Origin of the sequence: Streptomyces sp. NBC_00273 (genome assembly GCF_036178145.1) — a bacterium.
In the GTDB taxonomy this organism is placed as follows: Bacteria; Actinomycetota; Actinomycetes; order Streptomycetales; family Streptomycetaceae; genus Streptomyces.
On record NZ_CP108067.1, the window covers coordinates 1 to 16,590 of the forward strand.

Here is a 16,590-nt window from a genome sequence, read left to right on the forward strand (position 1 = left end):
CTTCGGCGGCAAGCCGCCGAAGAGCGACGCCCTCCGCTGCGCTCCGGGCAGGCTTCGCTGACGCTTCGCCAGATTCCCGCGCAAGCACGGGAATCGACGGCCGCAAGCGGCCGTCAAAGGAAAGGGCCGGCGCAAGCGCCGGCCTGGTGGCGCTGACGCGCCACCAGTTGTCCGCGCAAGCGCGGACAATGAAGGGATGTCCGCTGACGCTCCCACCCCTTCAGGTCCTTCCGGCTCCGCCTCCAGGACCAGGCCCGCTCCCGCGGGTCAGCTAGCGGCGGTGAAGGGCCTGGGTGGTCTGTCGGGTGCCGGCGGCGGTGTCAGTGGCCCCGGCTAAGGTCCACTTCGACGGGGTCGGTGGCGAAGCCTCCAGCACGGGAAACCCAACGGCATAAACCTCCCGGTCTGCGCTGGGGTGGTCACGGCCCAACCGGCGGCCGGGGAAAAAGGGCCGTGCAAACGCCTGCCAGCACCGACCCCGTCCCAACCCAGCCCAGAAAGCAGCAGGCGGCTACGCCTGCCCTCTCCAGGCTTGGGTCTCCGGGGCGGTCTGTCGGGTGCATGCCCTGATGGCGGCCATGCACCCGACAGACCGCCCCAGGGCTACATCCGCTCCCCGCCAGGGCAGGGAGTCTTAACTGCTTCTGCCACTGCGCACCAGCGCGGCGATAGCACCAGGCGCCACAACGATCGCTGCCCCGAGCGTCGCCAGCAATACAGGTGACGGCCCCTCATAGCCGATACCCACATCCGCCGAGGCACCGAAAAGAGCCGCGGCCAGCACGATCAGAACAGAGACACCCAGGACACCCCTCCCCCACGCCCTACGGGCGGAAGGACTCCGCATCGGTACCAACGCGATCAATAACCACACCACCGCGAAACCCAGCACCACGGGCAGACTGCCCATTGACCCTCCCCAAGTCACCTTCAAAACAAGCTAGATGACCATGTCACGCTCCCCGCCCGACGTCACCACCTCCACCCGAAGCCTCCAGAGCGCACCCCCAGGCCTGGACCCGCGGCAGCGCGCCAGCCAGGAGTAGTGGAGGGGGCGGGGCCGACTGTCGGCTGCAGGCGCTGCATGATGGACCGGCAGATGAGATGAAGAACAAGTGGGGGCGCCATGAGCCGGATCAAGCGATGGACGATCATCAGCGCGACACTATGCGTGGTGATATGGGCTGCCGTCGCCGTCATCATGCTCAGCTCTGCCGCCCAAGGCATCCAAGACGCCCTGGGGAAATGGATCAAAGCCCTGGCCGTGGCACCCGCAGTCATCTCACTGACCGGCTTCTGGGTCATCGGAGCAAGCGGCGGACCCCAAGACGGCACATGGGGCAGCACCCCCGGCCCCACCTACGACGGCAACGAGGGCACCCACTGACCGTCGCTGACACATCGTCCGGTGCCACGAAGAACTCAAGGGTGACAGCCATGACGGGATCATGGCAGGCGTGAGCGTACAGGTGTCGGGAGCGTCGATCGGCCTACCGTCCTCCTGCTGCTTCCTTCCCTCAAAACTTTCCGGGAATCTGGATGCGGAGGCCGTGCCTCTGTGGGAGGGGGGCCTGTTCATCGTGGGGCCGCGCAGTCCGGACATTGCTGTCGGCGGGGTCAGGCGAAGGCCGGGGCAGGGTCTTCGTCGGTCCATTCGCCGTCGAAGAGTGCTGCGACGAGTTGGGCGTGTTCGGGGTCGAGTTGGCCGGCGCGCATCTTGGTGCGGGTCTTGGCGAACCAGGGGCCGATGTTGACGGTGTCGCCGTCGACGGTGATGGTTTCGCGGGCCGTGGGGGCGCGGTGTTCTCGGTGGAGGAAGAGTTCGAGGAGCTGGACGGTCTGGGGGAAGGTGCGGCGGGCTGTCGGGCGGGGGGCCAGGCTGGTGGTGGTCGGGGTGATGCCGAGGGCTTCGAGGAGCTGGCGCTGGCCGGTGGCCAGGGTGGTCCAGTGGGTGAGCTGGCGGATGGCCCAGCCGCCGAGGTTGATGCTGCCGGTGGTGGTGTCGGGGGTGAGGGGGCGGCCGGTTTCGAGGTGGTGGCGCAGTTGGTGGTATTTGCGGTGCCAGTCGGGGCCGTGCGGGAGTTGCCAGTGGGGGTCGAGTGCGGTCAGGTCGGCGGCCCGCTGGGGGGCGAGCTGGTCCTTGGCGGCGTGGGAGCGCTGCTCGGCGAGCCAGGCGCCGATGGGGGTGGTGGCGGGGGCGGCGAGGTGGCCGTGGGTGTGGTGGTAGTCGGCTGCGGCGGTGAGGCGGGCGCGCCAGGCGGCCTGGTGTTTGTCCCAGATCATGCCGAGCGCGTCGAGTTCGGCGATCCACTCCGGGTCGAGGCGGCCGGCTGTCGCGGCTTCGCGCATCGTGTTGATGAAGCGGCCCAGTTCGAAGCCGGTCGGGTCGGTGTGGTCGGCGGGGACGTCGAGGTGGCCGTAGTCGTCGTGGAAGGCCTGTGCGGCGGCGAGGCCGGCGCGGCGTGAGCGGGTCAGCGGGCCGTGGGGGTTGAACGCGATCAGGTCCATGGCGCGGGCGATGCGTTCGGGGTGGAGGGTGAAGTCGAAGTGCCAGCGCTTGGCGACCAGCGTGCTCGTCTCTTTGGGGAGCCGGTTCGCTTTGTCCGGGAGGCGTTCGACGATGCGGTGGTCGTGGCTCGCCAGGGCTGTGGTGATCGCCCACACCGGCTCGTAGGCGGTGCCGAGGATGTCTTCGGGGTCGGCGCCTGGTGGGAGGTAGACGGGGACGATCAGGGAGGCGGTCTTCCCGGAGACGTCCAGGCGCAGGGCGCGGCCGAGGGCCTGGACACAGCGGATGACGCTGCGGGTGGGATCGGCGAAGACGATGGCGTCGACGCTGGGGATGTCGACGCCTTCCGAGATGAGCTTCGCGTTTGTCAGGATGGCGTGGTCGGCGGCGGCGAAGGCTGCGAAGGTGGCGGCCCGTTCGTCGGGGGTGTGGTCTCCGTGGACGAAGAACAGGGCCGGGTCGAGGTCCGGGCACAGGTCTGGGGCGTTGCGTTTGAGTAGGCGCAGGGTGTGGCCGAGCTCGCGGGTGAAGCGTGTGGCGTCCTCGACGAGGTGGAAGTACACCAGCACTCTGCGCAGGCTGTGCTGGGTCATGGCCTTCAGGACGGCCAGGTGCAGCGCGGTGGTCCGTGCTGCACCGTCCCCGGATTCTCCATGGGCGGTGCCGGTGTCCCTGGCCGCGGCATCGGTGTTGCCGGGCGTGGGAGGGTTGAGGGCGGCGCGGAGGTCGGTGTCGGTGATGGTGGGGACCACGATTTGGTAGTCCGCGGCTCGGCCGTCCGCGATGGCGGTCGCCAGGGGATATTCGAAGATCTTCCGGCCGTAGACGGCCTCGTTGTTCATCGAGTTGGCGGACGCGTCGGCCGGCTCGGCGGCGGGACGGTGGCGGCGCGGGCGGATCAGGCTGGCGGACTCCGCCACCTCTGGGGCAGCAAAGCTGCGCGGGGTCGCGGTCATGTAGAGGCGGCGGTCCGTGTGGATGGCCGAGGCGTCGTTGATGACCGTCCACTTCTTGTCCGCGCGGCCCGCGATCCGGTGTGCCTCGTCCATGATCGCCAGGTCGAACGGCGGCACCGGGCGGCCGGTGTGCTGGGCGTCGCGGATCTTGTCCAGGGAGTCGTAGGTGCACACCACGGTGAGAAACGGGATCCGGTCCGGGCCCGGGCCGACCACCGACAGCAGCGCCGCGAGCGCGGTCGGGCTGCCGGTCGAGCCGACCTGTGCGGCCGCCAGCTTCGTGTGGCCGGCGGTGTCCATGGAGGACACGATGATCAAGTGGCGCGTGTAGCCATCCGCCCGCCACGCCAACGCCGTCTGCGCCGCCAGGTCCAGCGTGGGCACCACCACCAGGACCAGGCGAGCAGACAGCGCGAGCGCGGCCCGGATCCCGACGACCGTCTTGCCCGTACCCGTCGCCGCCACATACAGGCCACGGGTACCGGGGCGCTGCAGGTGCCTGACCACCGACTCCAGCCCCCGGACCTGATCCGGGAACAGTGCGCGACCGGGCTCGTGGGACACGGACGACTTGACGACGGCGGTGGTACTCACCAGCCCATCATCACGCACACCCCACCCTGCACACGGCCAGATCCGGCAAACGCCATCCGGAACTCCCCATACGTCTGCGGGACTCCCCTCTAACCTGCGGCAGCACAGGTCAGGCCCGCTGGCCACCCACTGAAGCGACCACGCGGTGTCTCATCCGCTTGCGGCACCGCGAGTCAGAGCGACGGCTCCACCACAACATGAATGAGAACTGACATCACGCAACGACGGAACTGGGACGGTCTGACCGCGTCGGCGGCCGCGGGTGCCGGTTGCTGCCGGGTCGTGTCGGCGAGGCCGGCTGGTCGTTCATCGTGATGGTCGGCATGAGAACGACGTGGCCATTCGTCACTCGTGTCAGCACCAATGCGTCATGGCCCGTCAGTGTGAACTACCAGATCGCTGGGGCTACACCGCTGACAACCAGCCGACGAATCTCCACTGACACTCCCCCGCAGACCATCACCACGGCATGGGCATCGGACGATGGCTCGCCAAGCAGTGCCAGCACACGGTCTGGGCACGGCTCATGGACGGGCAACGCGAACGCCTGGAACAACTCGGCATCCAGCCCCTACCACCGGAACAGGAGACACCCGCAAAAGCCCGCAAGGGCGGTCCCGGGGCCTTCGAGCGCGGCGTTGCAGCCTTCGCGCAGTGCAAGGCCCGCACGGGCTCCCTGACCGTCCCCAGGGCACACAGAAGCCGTCGCCGTCGACGGCCAGGAGTATGCCGTGAAGCTCGGAGTATGGCTCACCAACACATAGACCAGGCGCGCCAAGCTCACCCCCGAGCAGCTCGCAGCGCTGGCCCGCCTTGGTTTTGAGTGGGCAGCGGTGTGACACTGCTCCATTTCCTCAACCCCAATATTCGTCATCGTGAGAAGGCCCCCGTGTCGGACTGCAACGATGAGGCCATGTGGGAAGGCATGGCCGCTTTGGCCAACTATGAGGCCGGCCGCAGGGACGACTCGTGAGCAGCGCAGGCGAGGTCGTGGCTGTCGGCTCGCCCCGGTTTACCCTGCACACTTTGGGCTGGCGGGCCTTCCAGGACTTGTGCGCGGCTGTCCTGCGGGAGGTATGGGGGCAGTCGGTGCAGGCGTTCGCCGACTCCAACGACGGGGGCCGGGATGGCGCGTTCTATGGCACCTGGCAGCCGCCTACCGCCCCTAATGGTGTGCGAGACATTCCACCCGGGCCGTTCGTGCTGCAGTGCAAGCACACCAAGAAGGCCGACGCCACGCTCGCCCCGTCCGAGCTTGAAGACGAGTTCGATAAGGTCAGCGCCCTGGTGAAGCGCGGCGTGTGCGGAACGTACGTGCTCCTGACCAACGCGAGGGTCACCGGCACCTCTGAGGAGGAGATCCGCCGTCGGCTGCTCGCGTGTGGGGTCGCGCATCCGCTGGTTCTGGACGGCCAGTGGCTGAGCGACATGATCGCCATGCACCGCGGGCTACGGATGTTCGTTCCCCGCGTCTACGGGCTCGGCGACCTGTCGCAGATCCTTGACGAGCGTGCATACGCCCAGGCTTCGGTGCTCATGGCGTCCGCGCCCGAGCAGGTGACCACGTTCGTCGTCACTGGTGCTTACCGCAAGGCTGCTCGTGCGCTGCGTGACCACGGCTTTGTGCTGCTGTTGGGCGACCCGGCGGTCGGCAAGTCCGTCATCGCGTTGATGCTGGCCATCAGCGCGGCTGACAACTGGGGCTGCGCGGCCATCAAGGCCCGGACTTCCGAAGAACTTGTGCAGCGCTGGAATCCGCATGAGAAGGGGCAGTTTTTCTGGCTCGACGATGCCTTCGGCGCTGTCCGCCACGAGGAACACCTCACCCATGCTTGGGCACGTGATTTGCCGCATGTAATGAGCGCGGTCAAGAACGGCGCCCGCGTGGTGCTGACCTCCCGCAGCTACATCTACAACGAAGCCCGGCCGCTGTTGAAGCCGTACGCATATCCCCGGCTAGACGAGCAGCTCGTCACCGTGGACGTCGCCGACCTCACGCCCACTGAACGGCAGCAGATCCTGTATAACCACCTCGCCGCTGGCGACCAGCCCGCAGACGTGCGCGCTCGGATGAAGCCCCACCTGGAAGCAGCTGCTGACGCCGCACCCTTTCGCCCTGAGGCCGCGCGTCGCCTGGGGCTGCAGGTGTTCACTTCCGGTCTGTCTCTGACTCAGCAGGGCATCACAACGTTCATGGTCCACTCTCAGCAATTGCTACGCGATGTATACGACCAGCTGGACACCCACGCCCACGCAGCGCTCGCGCTCACCTACGCCACGGCCCGAGACAAGGCGCTAACTGGCCTTCCGAACCCGATCGTCTTCGATGCCGGCAACAGTGACATCGTCGAACGGGCTGGATCCACGCCGGCTGGCGTCAGTCGAGCCTTAACCGCGCTCACGGGCTCTTTCCTCCGTCTCAACACGTCTTCCGACGGACAGGAGTACTGGACGTTCCATCACCCCACTCTCCGGGAGGGCTTCGCCGCCTGGCTGGCCACCCAGCCCCACCTCATGCCCATGGTCCTCATCGGCATGACCGATCAGGCTCTTCTGTCACGCACCGACTGCCTCACGCCCGACAGCGAACAGCATCGAGGCACCCTGCTGCGTATCCCGCCCGCGCTGTACGCGGATGTAGCCCGCCGCGTGGCCGCCCTCCGCCAGCAACCCCGGGGACGCGAAGAAAACTGGCAGCAGTACCACGACCGCGAACGAGCGGTTTTCGCCTACCTACGGCAAAACACCGGTTCGGGATTCTTGCGTGTATACCTGACAGCTGATCCTGACATTTGCGCGACGCTCGTGAACTTCGATGCCCCGACCGCGTACGATCCTGGCCCGCCTGTGCTGGCCCGCCTCCACGAAGCGGGCCTACTGCCCGAAGACATCCGGCAGCAGACCATTGCTCGAATGACGGAGTTGGCTGTCGCGGCGCCTGACGCCGATTGGGCCGATACCGGAGGCGGCGTAGGACCATGGGACGTCCTCCTTACCGACGGGGATCGCGAGGCCATGTTGGAGCATGTGCGCCAAGAGCTTGTCCCGCACCTGAATGTCATGGTGGATGACTGGGCTGAGGAGTTCGCCGGTGACGAAGACAACGATCCAGTTGAAGATGCCCTGCGGTTGTATGAAGAGGTGTTCAAGGAAAGGCACGACACCGACACGGCCTCAAAAATTGACTGGGCGATCGACAGTTACCAGCAGATGCGCCAGCCGCCAGAAGAAGCCAGCGACTGGACGCCCAGCAATACCCAGAGCCTTCGCGAACGCATGTCACAGCTCCGTCAGCGTGCCGGGGAACAACGCAGCCTCTTCGACGACATCGACCAGTGACCGGCCCCAGACCACAACGACGCCCAAACCTGTGCTCGCACGGCAGGCCCGTTGCTCAGTCGACGAGGGCTACCAGGGCGGTAGCTGTGACCGGCAAGGCGGGCACTCCCGGCCCGGCAGCTCCGCCACCGCCTTCTGGCGCGTCGAGCACTCCCGCCACTGCACGGCGTCCGAAGCGGGATGAAGCGGACTGCGGAACGTTCACGCACGGGCCGCACCACCACCCCCGCCAGCAGGCTGACGATCACCGGGCGGGGACTGCAGCGCGGACCAGGCGCAGCAGGACATATCGCTGGAACTCTGGACGTGGGTCGACAATCAGCGCCGCCAGCCCGCGTCGCTGACCGCCGGAGCAGGTGGCGCAGCTGTCCAAGGTCGGGATGAGGTCGGCATATACGACGGCCAGCGGGGCCGGGCAGGGTGTTCCTGTCCGGCCCCACTGCGGTCGTCAGGCGCCCGCTCACTCATCTGGCGGCGCGTCTGCAGGCTGCGCGTCACCAAGTTCGGCAGTGGGCATGGGGACGAGTCGGTCTGTGTCGGACAGCTCCAGCGGCCGGTGAATGCCCTCGATCGGAGGGGAGTCGTTGTCGGTGACGATAAACCTGCAGGCGGTCGACGTGTTCGGTGGCAGTGCGTAGGAGGCTGGCGTACATCTTGCGCAGGCGTTCAAGGTCGACGCCTTCCTACCAGCAGGCCCACCGTCTCGCCGAGCACAGAGTCCTCGATGCCGCAGGCGGCTTTCCCGGCGCCGATGACCGGCTGGCCGCCTGGCTGCATGCCCAGTGCCTGCTGTTCGGCGAGCTGCGGAACCACTCCGCAGGTCTCCTGCTGACCCTGCTCCTCGCCGAACAGAGCAGCTCACACCCGTCCCTGACCGTGCCGGGCGAAGCGGCCGGGGAAGGAGCCGCCGGTCTGCACACCCGCATCCCCGCCCACCGCTGACGGCAGCATCCGGTCCGGGCGGGCACCCTTCGGTGCTCGCCCGGACCGGACCCACCCCGGGGCAAAGCCTCTTCAGGAGGCGCGGCACCGCGCCCTGGCCGCCTCACCGAGGACACCGGCCGCACGAGGACAAGGCCCACCGGGAGCCGGCCGACGCCACGCGCCGAAGCCCGTAGCTCTGCACCACGGCTTCGAGAACATCGCGTACCGGCAGCCGCAGCCCAGACCGGCGTACGCCCGGCCGCTGCCGGCTACGGGGACCCCCGGTCGCCGGCCCGCTCGGGCTCACCTTCGGTACGCCTCCGCGCCCGCGCCCACCGACCCCGCAGCGTGCTGCCCCACGACGCCCGGCACCTCGGGGAACTCCAACCACTCCACTCCAAGACCACCACCCTCGAACGCCCCAGTGAGGTTCAGCGTGCCCCGCATCACCACCGACCCCACCACCATCCAGACGCCCGCCACCCCTGCCGCCCCGCAGGAGACCGCCCCCGCCACGAACACCCCCACGAGGACCGTCAAGGTCATGGCGATCCTCATCGCCGTCCTCTGCGGAGCTCTCGGCGCACTCCTCGCCTTCGTCCTCACCCGTCACCTCGGAGCGACCGCGCTCGTAGCGATCGGCTCGGCCGGCGTCACCTTTCTCGACGTCACCAGCACGGTGAAGCACATCGAGGAGAAGCTCAACCTCTTGTGACGGTCCCTCAGAAGGCCGCCTGCAGGGAACGGGCGGCCCCGAATCCGGAGATGGGGCCGGGACCAACATGTCCGTACCCCCTTCGGTGGATCCTGGTACGCGGCCGGACCTCTCGGGGCAGCCTGGATGTCGCGGGTCGGCTGATGAGCGGCCGGTCGCACAGCTGGGAGCGAGGTGATCGTGGTGGACAGGGTGCTCTAGGCGTTGGGAGCCGCGCACGAGGGGTCGGTGGGGGTGCTGCTGGCCGACGGCAGCGAGCCCGGACCGGTCTACTTCGACGTGGGCAGCGGCCCGCATGTGCCGTCGTCGACCGAGTGGCACGCCTACGACGGCCGGTTCGGCCGACCGCGGGCCGCGGTCCTGCGGGGCAGCTGCTCCTGCGGCTGGCGGGGAATGGCCGAGTACCCGCTCGACTGGACCGTCCTGACCGCGGACGAGCCGCTGTACGAGGCGGACGTCGACCTGTCCGGGCCAATATCGGACTACGGCGCGCACCTGTCGGTGATCCGCGACGCCGCCGTCCCACTCCCCACGGAGCTCACCGGGCTCCTGACCGTACTCCTCCGCCGGCTCGACGGCCTGGCCGCCGAGCAGCCGCTGGTGGCGTTGAAGGCGCTGGCGGACCTGCGGTACGTCATCGCCCAGGTCGGCCAGGACGCGGCAGGCGAACTCGCCGCCCAGCAGGTACCGATCGAGCAGATCGCAACCGGGTTCGGCCCCAGCGAAGCCGCGGCCCGTACCTACCTCAACAGCTACCTCCGGCTCTGATCCACGCCCCTACGGTGGCCTGCCGCGCCTGACAGGGCGAGAGCGGACCCGACGCGAGCCAAGGCCCTGAAGCATCCGGACCGGCGCGAGGCCTCCTGCCCCGATCCGCCCCCGGCACCACGAACTGCCGGTCCTCGCGGTTCGGGGGCAGCCCGTCAAGCGACTGATCCGTGCGGGGCGTCCTGTCACGGGGGCGGGTGCTGCGGGGTGCTCGGCGACGTCGACAACGGTCACGTCCGGGCAAACGATCATGTTCCAGGGGGTGGGGCAGGCCGGCTCGACCGCGCGGGCGCGCACGGGTCGCCCCGCCAGGGCCGCCTGACGCGACGCCGACGATTCCACTCCCGCTGTCATCGCGGACGGGGCGGTTGACGGCGCAACGGGCAACACCAAGAGCATTGTTCGAGGGGCTGCAGCGTCTGGAGGTGTGTCGGACCAGCGGGGCTCCCAGGGGGCCGAGGGGTGCTGCGGTGATGCGGGGCCCCGCCACCGTCGTCCGGCTGCCCCCTCGGCCAGGGCCCTGCCTGGTCAGGCTGCTCGGGCGACGGCCGGGCCGAAGACGTTGTCGAAGGAGTGGGCGCGGTGGGTGCTGACCAGGTGGTAGGCGCCGCTTGAGTGGCGCAGGGCGTGGTCGGTGTAGTGGAGGACTTCGGCGGGGGTGAGGACTTTGAGGTCGCCGAAGACGTAGTAGAGCGGGGTTGGTGCGTGGGCGGCGGTTAGGAGGAGACCGGCGTTGAGGGTGGCGGTGCTGATCGCGTAGCGGTCGGAGTGGGTACTGGGCATGCGGTCTTTGGCGTCGATGGTGATGAGTTCGCTGCCGCGGGCGGCGATCAGGTCGGGGAACTGCCGCAGGGCGGAGCGGGTCCGGCGCAAGGCTTCGCGGACTGCATGGGGATAGGTGCCCTGTCCGCAGGGATGGACGGTCCAGCCTCTGGCGTGCAAGGCGGCGGCGACTCGCTGTTCGTGCAGGTCCCCGACAGCCTTGCGGTGCTGCCACTGCGTCACGGTGGTTTCCCCTCCGACGAGTTCCGCATGCGTGATACGAACAGCTGTCTTTTCGTATTCCCTCATCTCTGGCTATGATGCCGCACATGGCGGCATACGTTGACCCACGCTTTCGTCCCACGCTATGGCCCGGAACACCCGTTCCCGCACCGCAGTTGAGCCCCCTCACCGACGCGCGGGTGGATGGCGAGTGGATCGTCTGGAGCCCCCAGCTCCGCTCCCCCGGCGATGGCACCGTGTCACTGCCCGAGGACTTCTACCTGCGCGAATTCATGGAGCTCGCCCCTGCCGACCTGGAGGCGGTCGCCGCCATGATGCGCGCCTACGGGCATCTGGGAGGCCGCGTGGGGGCGTTGAGCCTGGACGTCGAGGAACACGAGCACTTCACCGCGCTGGCGGACAGCCTGCACCCCGAGCGCGGGCCGTTCGCCCTCTACGGCGAGCTGGCGACGCTGTTCGTCTCCGAGGCCCAGGACGCCATCGCCACCTGGCTGGCTCTGCGTCACGAGGGCGGACTGGACGCACTCGTCGAAGCCGAGGCCACCGAAGAAGAGCTCGCCCAGTGGCAGGCCGCCAACAGCGACAAGGCGGAGACGTGGCCGCGCGACCTGGACCACATGCGTGAGGAGCTGCTGGCGCTGAAGGTCAGCGACCTGGCCAGCACCCTCAACGCGGCCCTGGAGCCTTTCAGTATCGGCATCGGCGGCCTCGAGGACCGCTACCCCACACTCCTGGCCGTGACGTTCCTCCAGCTCTACAACCACCTCGCCGAGAACGCCACCATCCGCGAATGCGCCAACGAGAACTGCCGGCGGGCCTTCGTCCGCCAACGCGGACGCGCCGAATATGGACAGAACCGCACCACCGGCATCAAGTACTGCACCCGCGAATGCGCCCGCGCCCAAGCACAACGCGAACACCGGCGCCGCCGCAAACTGCAGACCGCCCCACACAAGCCCAGCTGACTACGAGATTCCGGCTGAACCCCTGAACTCCATGTCACCACCGACCGCCAGATGACCCCCGGGGCTGCTGCGGCCGGTCCCGGCCGTACCGGAGGAGGACATGGCGGGCCTGTTGTGGCCTCGTCGCGAGACCGCGTCACGCCTGGTGACAGCTCTCGTTGGGCATCTGTGCAGCCCTCGACACCCCCAGTGCCGGCAGCAGGCTTCCGGCTGATGGCCTGCGTTCGTTGCCTGGCACCGCTGTCAGGCTGCGGCGAGGGCCAGGAGTTCTGGGACTCCGGCTGCGGTGCGGTAGGGCTGGAATTCGGGCACGAGCTCCTGGACGAGTCGTTCGCAGCGCGGGGCACCGATTCGGCGGGAGAGTCGGATGGCTTCTCCGGCGGTGTGGGCTGCCAGTTCGGGTTGCTTGAGCTTCAGGTGGCTGGCTGCCTGATAGGCGAGGAAGACTCCTCGGGTCTTGTCACGGGTGGCAGGCAGAAGGGCTTGGCCCTCGCCGATGAGCTGGTGGGCGCGGGCGGCGTCCCCGAGGTCGAGGAGGGCTTGGCCGGAGTCGACGGCGAGGTCGGCTTCGGACATCCACGCGCACCATGCGGGCAGAGGCAGGCCGGACGATGCGCCGAGGTGGTGCTCAGCTGCGGCAAGGGCATGCAGGGCGGGCTGCTTCTCTCCCTGCGCGGCGAGGGTGCGGGCGAGGCGGAGGTGGAGGAGGGAGCGCGCGGCGGGGTGCTGGGTGCGTTTGAGGGCGTGCTGGAGGATTCCGGCGGCTGTGGTGTGGTCCTTGCGCCAGGCGGCTTGATAGGCGAGGTCGCCGAGCATGGCAGCGCCGAGGTCGGGGTCGTCGGTGGCGTGGGCGCTGTGGAGGCCGGCGATCCAGAGTTTGCTGGCGGCGGTGTGGTGGCCGTGGTCGAAGCGGTGCCAGGCGACGGTCTGGGCGAGGGTTGTGGCCAGGGTGTGGAGGCGTAGGCCGGTGATGCGGTCGTAGCGGCTGTGGGCGATGAGTTCTGTGACGGTCGTGAGGTGGGCGTCCAGCAGGGCTGATACGTGCTGGCGTTGCTCGGTGACCAGGCTGTTGAGCTGTCGGCTGGTGTCCTCCAGCAGGCTGACCGTGTCCTCGCCGACGAGTTTGCTGCCCTCCGACTGTGCGGCGAGCGCGATCCCTCCGCTGGTGGCCCAGGCGGCGGCCAGTGTTGTGAGGGCGGTGCCGGAGATGGTGAGGAAGGTGCGGCGTTCCATGGCGGTGTTGAGGGCCTCTCGCAGGGCGGTGACGGTGCTGGACGGGCCGAGGGGAACGACGCCTCCGTCGCTGCCGGGCAGCCAGTTCGGCCAGTTGCCGGGGTCGACCAGCTCGACGGGTAGCCCCAGCGCTTCAGCGATGTAGATCTGCGTTTCGGGTTCCGGGGTGACCCCTAGAACTTCCCACTTGCGGACCCGGTGCTTGTCGGTGCCCGAGCGCAGTCCCCGGCGCTGCGCCGCCGCGGCGATGAGGTTCGCCAAGTCGACCCGGGTCAGGCCTTTGAGCGCGCGCCGGTAAGCCAGCGGATGCGAATGCTCGGTCACGTAATCAGTCAAGCACTCCCTGTGGTTTCCCAGGGGCCGTTCCGGCGGGCGGGACCCCCGCGGGACCCCCGTCTGGCCATCGCATCGGACGTGCTGGTGCCCGAAACTCGATCCTCTGATCGGCCGAACGATCTGCTCGGCCTGGTGCCTGGCCTTGGCACCTGTCCCCCGACCCCTCGCAGATGAAGGGACCTCTCATGCCGTTTCGCGCTGGTGCCCGCTCGGGCGCCTTGTCACTCGTGCACGACGGTTGTCCGGACGGGACTGCGGCAGCCTCAATGCTGCAGACCTCCCCGTACCTTTCCAGCGTTCGTCCGAGCACCCGCTCCGACCTGGTGTATCTGTCGGACACCGCCGGGCCTGAGGCCCCCACGGGCTCTCCGCCTCTGGAGAGCACTGTGTTCGGGGTCGTGGGTCTGGACCGGGTGATCGTGTGGCAGGACGACGCTGAGGTACTCCAGCTCCTGCGGTACGCCTCCGAACGCCCTCACGACAGCACTGAGCTCTCGGCCCGGTTCGGGGCCAGCCGGGTGGCGGCGGCGGTGGCACGAGAGTGGCTACAGGATCCTGTAGAGCTGTGCCGGTCGTACCGGATCGAATCCGGGGAGATCGAGGTGACGGCCCACTGCAACTGGGGCTGCGTCTCCTGCCCGGTGGCGACCGACCCCAAGCCGCGTCGGACCATGCCGATGAGCCTGTTCGAGGAGATCGTCGGCAAGCTCACCGCGGCCGGCGCCTCGTACGTGACGTTCCAGTTCTTCAACGAGCCGACCCTGGACCGGTACCTCTCACAAAGGCTGGAGGTCCTGGCCCATCACGGGATGCCACTTGCTCTGTACACGAATGCTTCCGCGCTGACCACGGCGAAGATCGAGGATCTGAAGCGCACCGGGGTGCTGAAGGACCTGATCGTGAACATCCCCGCGGTCGACGAGGCCGAGTTCGCCAAGCTCACCGGGTCACGGAGCTACCACCACACGATGGGCAACACCGAGGCTGCCCTGCGCGCCGGGCTGCCGGTGCACGTCGTCGTCAACGGGGTCGGCGCGCGTCGGGAGCGCAACCTCGAAGAGGTCGAGCGGCACTTCGTTCCGCTTGGCGCGCAGGTGTACCCGAGCCTGACGTGTGACCGGGCCGGTGAGCTGGGCGGCGAGTACGCCCAGGGCGTCCGGGTGGAAGGGCGGCTGACCGGCTGCGGCTGGCCGGTGCAGCACGTGAACATCTCCGTGACCGGGGCCCTGTTCCTGTGCTGCAACGACTACTACCAGCGCGAGGTGTTCGGGCACGTCGGGGACGGTTCGATCGACGAGCTGCTGTCCGGCGAGCCGGCGGTCGCGCTGCGCCGCAAGGTGTTCGGCGTCGACGAGGCCCCGGAGGACTTCCTGTGTCGACGCTGCCACAACCAGCTGCCCGACTTCCCCGCCAGGGACTTCAGGCCGATCGCGACCTTCGGATAGAGGGAGGGCTCCCATGCGTGATCCGGTGCGGATCTGGTACGTGGCCGGCCAGCGGCTGTGCAATCTGGCCTGCGACTACTGCGTGTCCATCGGCGACTGGGCCAAGAGCCGTCGCCACGACTGGAAGAACCCTGAGGACCGCAAGGTCTACGAGAGGGTGGTGACCTGGATCGGGACGCGCCCCTACCCGGTGAAGGTCCGACTCGGCACCCTCGGCGAGCCGTTCGCGAGCCCCTTCTTCCTGGAGAGGGCTGCCTGGCTGACCCGGCAGAACGGCGTCGAGCATGTCGAGCTGGTCTCCAACGCGATCCTGATGCCCCGTCGGCTACCCAGGCTGGAGGCAGCGGCCAACTTAGGCAAGCTCTCCCTGTGGCTGACCTGGCACGATGGCCAGGCCGACCTTGGCCGATTCATCGCCGCAGCCTCCTTCGCACAGGAGACCTTCGGCTGCTTCGTCGTCGTCAACGCCCTGCTGTTCGAAGACAACGCGGACGCTGTGGCCCGCGCCGGGGAGGCCGCCCGCGCAGCTGGGTTGCGGTTCAACGTCGACCTCGGCTACGACCCGACCACTGCCACCGACCCGCAGGATCCGTCCAACGCGGTGCCCGCGCTCAAGGCCGGTAGTGCCCTGGAGACGCTGGCCGGCCTCGGCGGAAACCGGGCGCTCGCCGAGACGGCCCTGATCGCACTGACGTCCTGCCAGGGGATGTCCTGCCGGGCCGGCTACGACGCTGTGTTCATCGACATCCATGGCCAGGCCTACCGCTGCTCCAACTATTCAGCCCAGGAGCGCCCGGCTCTGGGCAGCGTCCTGACCGACGGCTTCGAGCTGCCGCTGCGTCCCGACCGCTGGGCTCCGTGCGCGGCCGCTGGCGGCTGCGGCAATAAGGAGGACTTCCTCAACCTCCAGATCGCCGCCCCTCTACGTCCTGAGACGGTCCCCAGCCTCGGCTGGACCGACGCCTGATCTACCGACCCGCTCTGGAAGGGAATCCGCTCTCGTGCTCATCAGCGACCTGGCCTGGCCCGACCTGCAACCCGGCCCGGAAGACCACGTCATCCTCCCCGTCGGCGCCCTTGAACCGCACGGCCCGCACCTGCCACTCGGCTCCGACACCATGATCAGCGACCACTTCGCCCGCCGGCTCGCTCACGACATCGGGGGCCGCGTCGCACCCACCCTCGGCTATGGCGTGGCCACTCCCTCCCAGCGGCTCGGCGGCACCTTCCCCGGCGTCATCAGCATCAGCGGCGACACCTTCACGGCCGTGGTCACCGAGGTCCTCGCCTCTCTGGTGCGTCACGGCTACCGCCGTCTGCTCCTGGTCAACTCGGCCATCGACAACATCAGCTTCCTGTGCGAGGCCGCCCGCGACCTGACCGAACGGAGCCCCGGCGTGCGGGTGATGATCGTGAACTGGTGGGACGTCGTCGGCGAGGACTTCCGTAACGCCCTCGCCCGCGAGAGCGGCACTGCCCGCCAGGATGACCACCATGCCGGGATGGTCGAGTCCAGCCTCGTCATGCACATCAGCCCGCACGCCGTCCGCACCGACCGGCTAACCGCCGACGGCGGCGTGGAGCAGCCCCGCCGGATCAGCTACCACCTGTACCCGCAGCCGGCCGACACCGCGACCAGCAGCGGCATCGTCTACACCGCGGCTGGGGCGGGCGCCGGGGTCGGTGAGCGGGTGGCCGACCAAGTCGCCCGGCGGCTCGCCGACGCCGTGCGCCGCGAGTTCGCCGCACCCCTTCCGTCATGACCCCGGACAGCGCCCGGGCCCGCCCGGGGACGTCTCGC

At 68.7% G+C, this 16,590-nt stretch carries 12 protein-coding genes; 9 read left to right on the forward strand and 3 right to left on the reverse strand.

What is annotated here, in order from left to right; translation table 11 throughout:
- The first annotated feature begins 1,174 nt into the window (after positions 1 to 1,174).
- Entirely contained in the window at positions 1,175 to 1,387 is a 213-nt protein-coding gene (locus OG386_RS00005) for a hypothetical protein (protein ID WP_328786120.1), read from the forward strand.
- Positions 1,388 to 1,617: 230 nt separating this feature from the next.
- Here the strand turns inward: OG386_RS00005 and OG386_RS00010 are convergent, their stop codons facing one another.
- Entirely contained in the window at positions 1,618 to 4,059 is a 2,442-nt protein-coding gene (locus OG386_RS00010; RefSeq protein ID WP_328786121.1) for a DEAD/DEAH box helicase, read from the reverse strand.
- 969 nt (positions 4,060 to 5,028) lie between these two features.
- Here OG386_RS00010 and OG386_RS00015 point away from each other — a divergent pair.
- The 4 genes from OG386_RS00015 (at position 5,029) to OG386_RS00030 (ending at position 9,805) form a co-directional block, all read left to right on the forward strand.
- Positions 5,029 to 7,398, forward strand: coding sequence for a hypothetical protein (locus OG386_RS00015; RefSeq protein ID WP_328786122.1), 2,370 nt, complete (start codon positions 5,029 to 5,031; stop codon positions 7,396 to 7,398).
- Between the two features lie 654 nt (positions 7,399 to 8,052).
- Positions 8,053 to 8,340 carry a hypothetical protein gene (locus OG386_RS00020; protein WP_328786123.1) on the forward strand — a complete coding sequence of 96 codons (288 nt, stop codon included), beginning with the start codon at positions 8,053 to 8,055 and terminating at the stop codon, positions 8,338 to 8,340.
- A 418-nt stretch (positions 8,341 to 8,758) separates the two neighbouring features.
- Positions 8,759 to 9,037 carry a hypothetical protein gene (locus OG386_RS00025; protein ID WP_328786124.1) on the forward strand — a complete coding sequence of 93 codons (279 nt, stop codon included), beginning with the start codon at positions 8,759 to 8,761 and terminating at the stop codon, positions 9,035 to 9,037.
- A 204-nt stretch (positions 9,038 to 9,241) separates the two neighbouring features.
- The gene (locus tag OG386_RS00030; protein ID WP_328786125.1) at positions 9,242 to 9,805 is read left to right on the forward strand and encodes a hypothetical protein; all 564 of its coding nucleotides are present in this window, start codon (positions 9,242 to 9,244) and stop codon (positions 9,803 to 9,805) included.
- A gap of 528 nt (positions 9,806 to 10,333) precedes the next feature.
- On the opposite strand, the gene OG386_RS00035 is transcribed toward OG386_RS00030, so the two are convergent.
- The gene (locus OG386_RS00035) at positions 10,334 to 10,810 is read right to left on the reverse strand and encodes a hypothetical protein (protein WP_328786126.1); all 477 of its coding nucleotides are present in this window, start codon (positions 10,808 to 10,810) and stop codon (positions 10,334 to 10,336) included.
- Between the two features lie 155 nt (positions 10,811 to 10,965).
- Between OG386_RS00035 and OG386_RS00040 the strand changes: the two genes are divergently transcribed.
- Positions 10,966 to 11,775 carry a CGNR zinc finger domain-containing protein gene (locus tag OG386_RS00040; RefSeq protein ID WP_328786127.1) on the forward strand — a complete coding sequence of 270 codons (810 nt, stop codon included), beginning with the start codon at positions 10,966 to 10,968 and terminating at the stop codon, positions 11,773 to 11,775.
- A 243-nt stretch (positions 11,776 to 12,018) separates the two neighbouring features.
- On the opposite strand, the gene OG386_RS00045 is transcribed toward OG386_RS00040, so the two are convergent.
- Positions 12,019 to 13,332, reverse strand: coding sequence for an XRE family transcriptional regulator (locus tag OG386_RS00045; RefSeq protein WP_328786128.1), 1,314 nt, complete (start codon positions 13,330 to 13,332; stop codon positions 12,019 to 12,021).
- Between the two features lie 398 nt (positions 13,333 to 13,730).
- Here OG386_RS00045 and OG386_RS00050 point away from each other — a divergent pair, with 398 nt between their 5' ends.
- Genes OG386_RS00050 through OG386_RS00060 form a run of 3 tightly spaced genes read left to right on the forward strand, consistent with a single transcriptional unit; the run spans position 13,731 to position 16,552 of the window.
- Positions 13,731 to 14,789, forward strand: coding sequence for a radical SAM/SPASM domain-containing protein (locus OG386_RS00050; protein ID WP_328786129.1), 1,059 nt, complete (start codon positions 13,731 to 13,733; stop codon positions 14,787 to 14,789).
- A 13-nt stretch (positions 14,790 to 14,802) separates the two neighbouring features.
- Positions 14,803 to 15,756: a radical SAM protein gene (locus OG386_RS00055; protein ID WP_328786130.1), complete on the forward strand. Its 954-nt coding sequence runs from the start codon at positions 14,803 to 14,805 to the stop codon at positions 15,754 to 15,756.
- A gap of 34 nt (positions 15,757 to 15,790) precedes the next feature.
- Positions 15,791 to 16,552, forward strand: coding sequence for a creatininase family protein (locus tag OG386_RS00060; RefSeq protein WP_328786131.1), 762 nt, complete (start codon positions 15,791 to 15,793; stop codon positions 16,550 to 16,552).
- Positions 16,553 to 16,590: the final 38 nt, after the last annotated feature.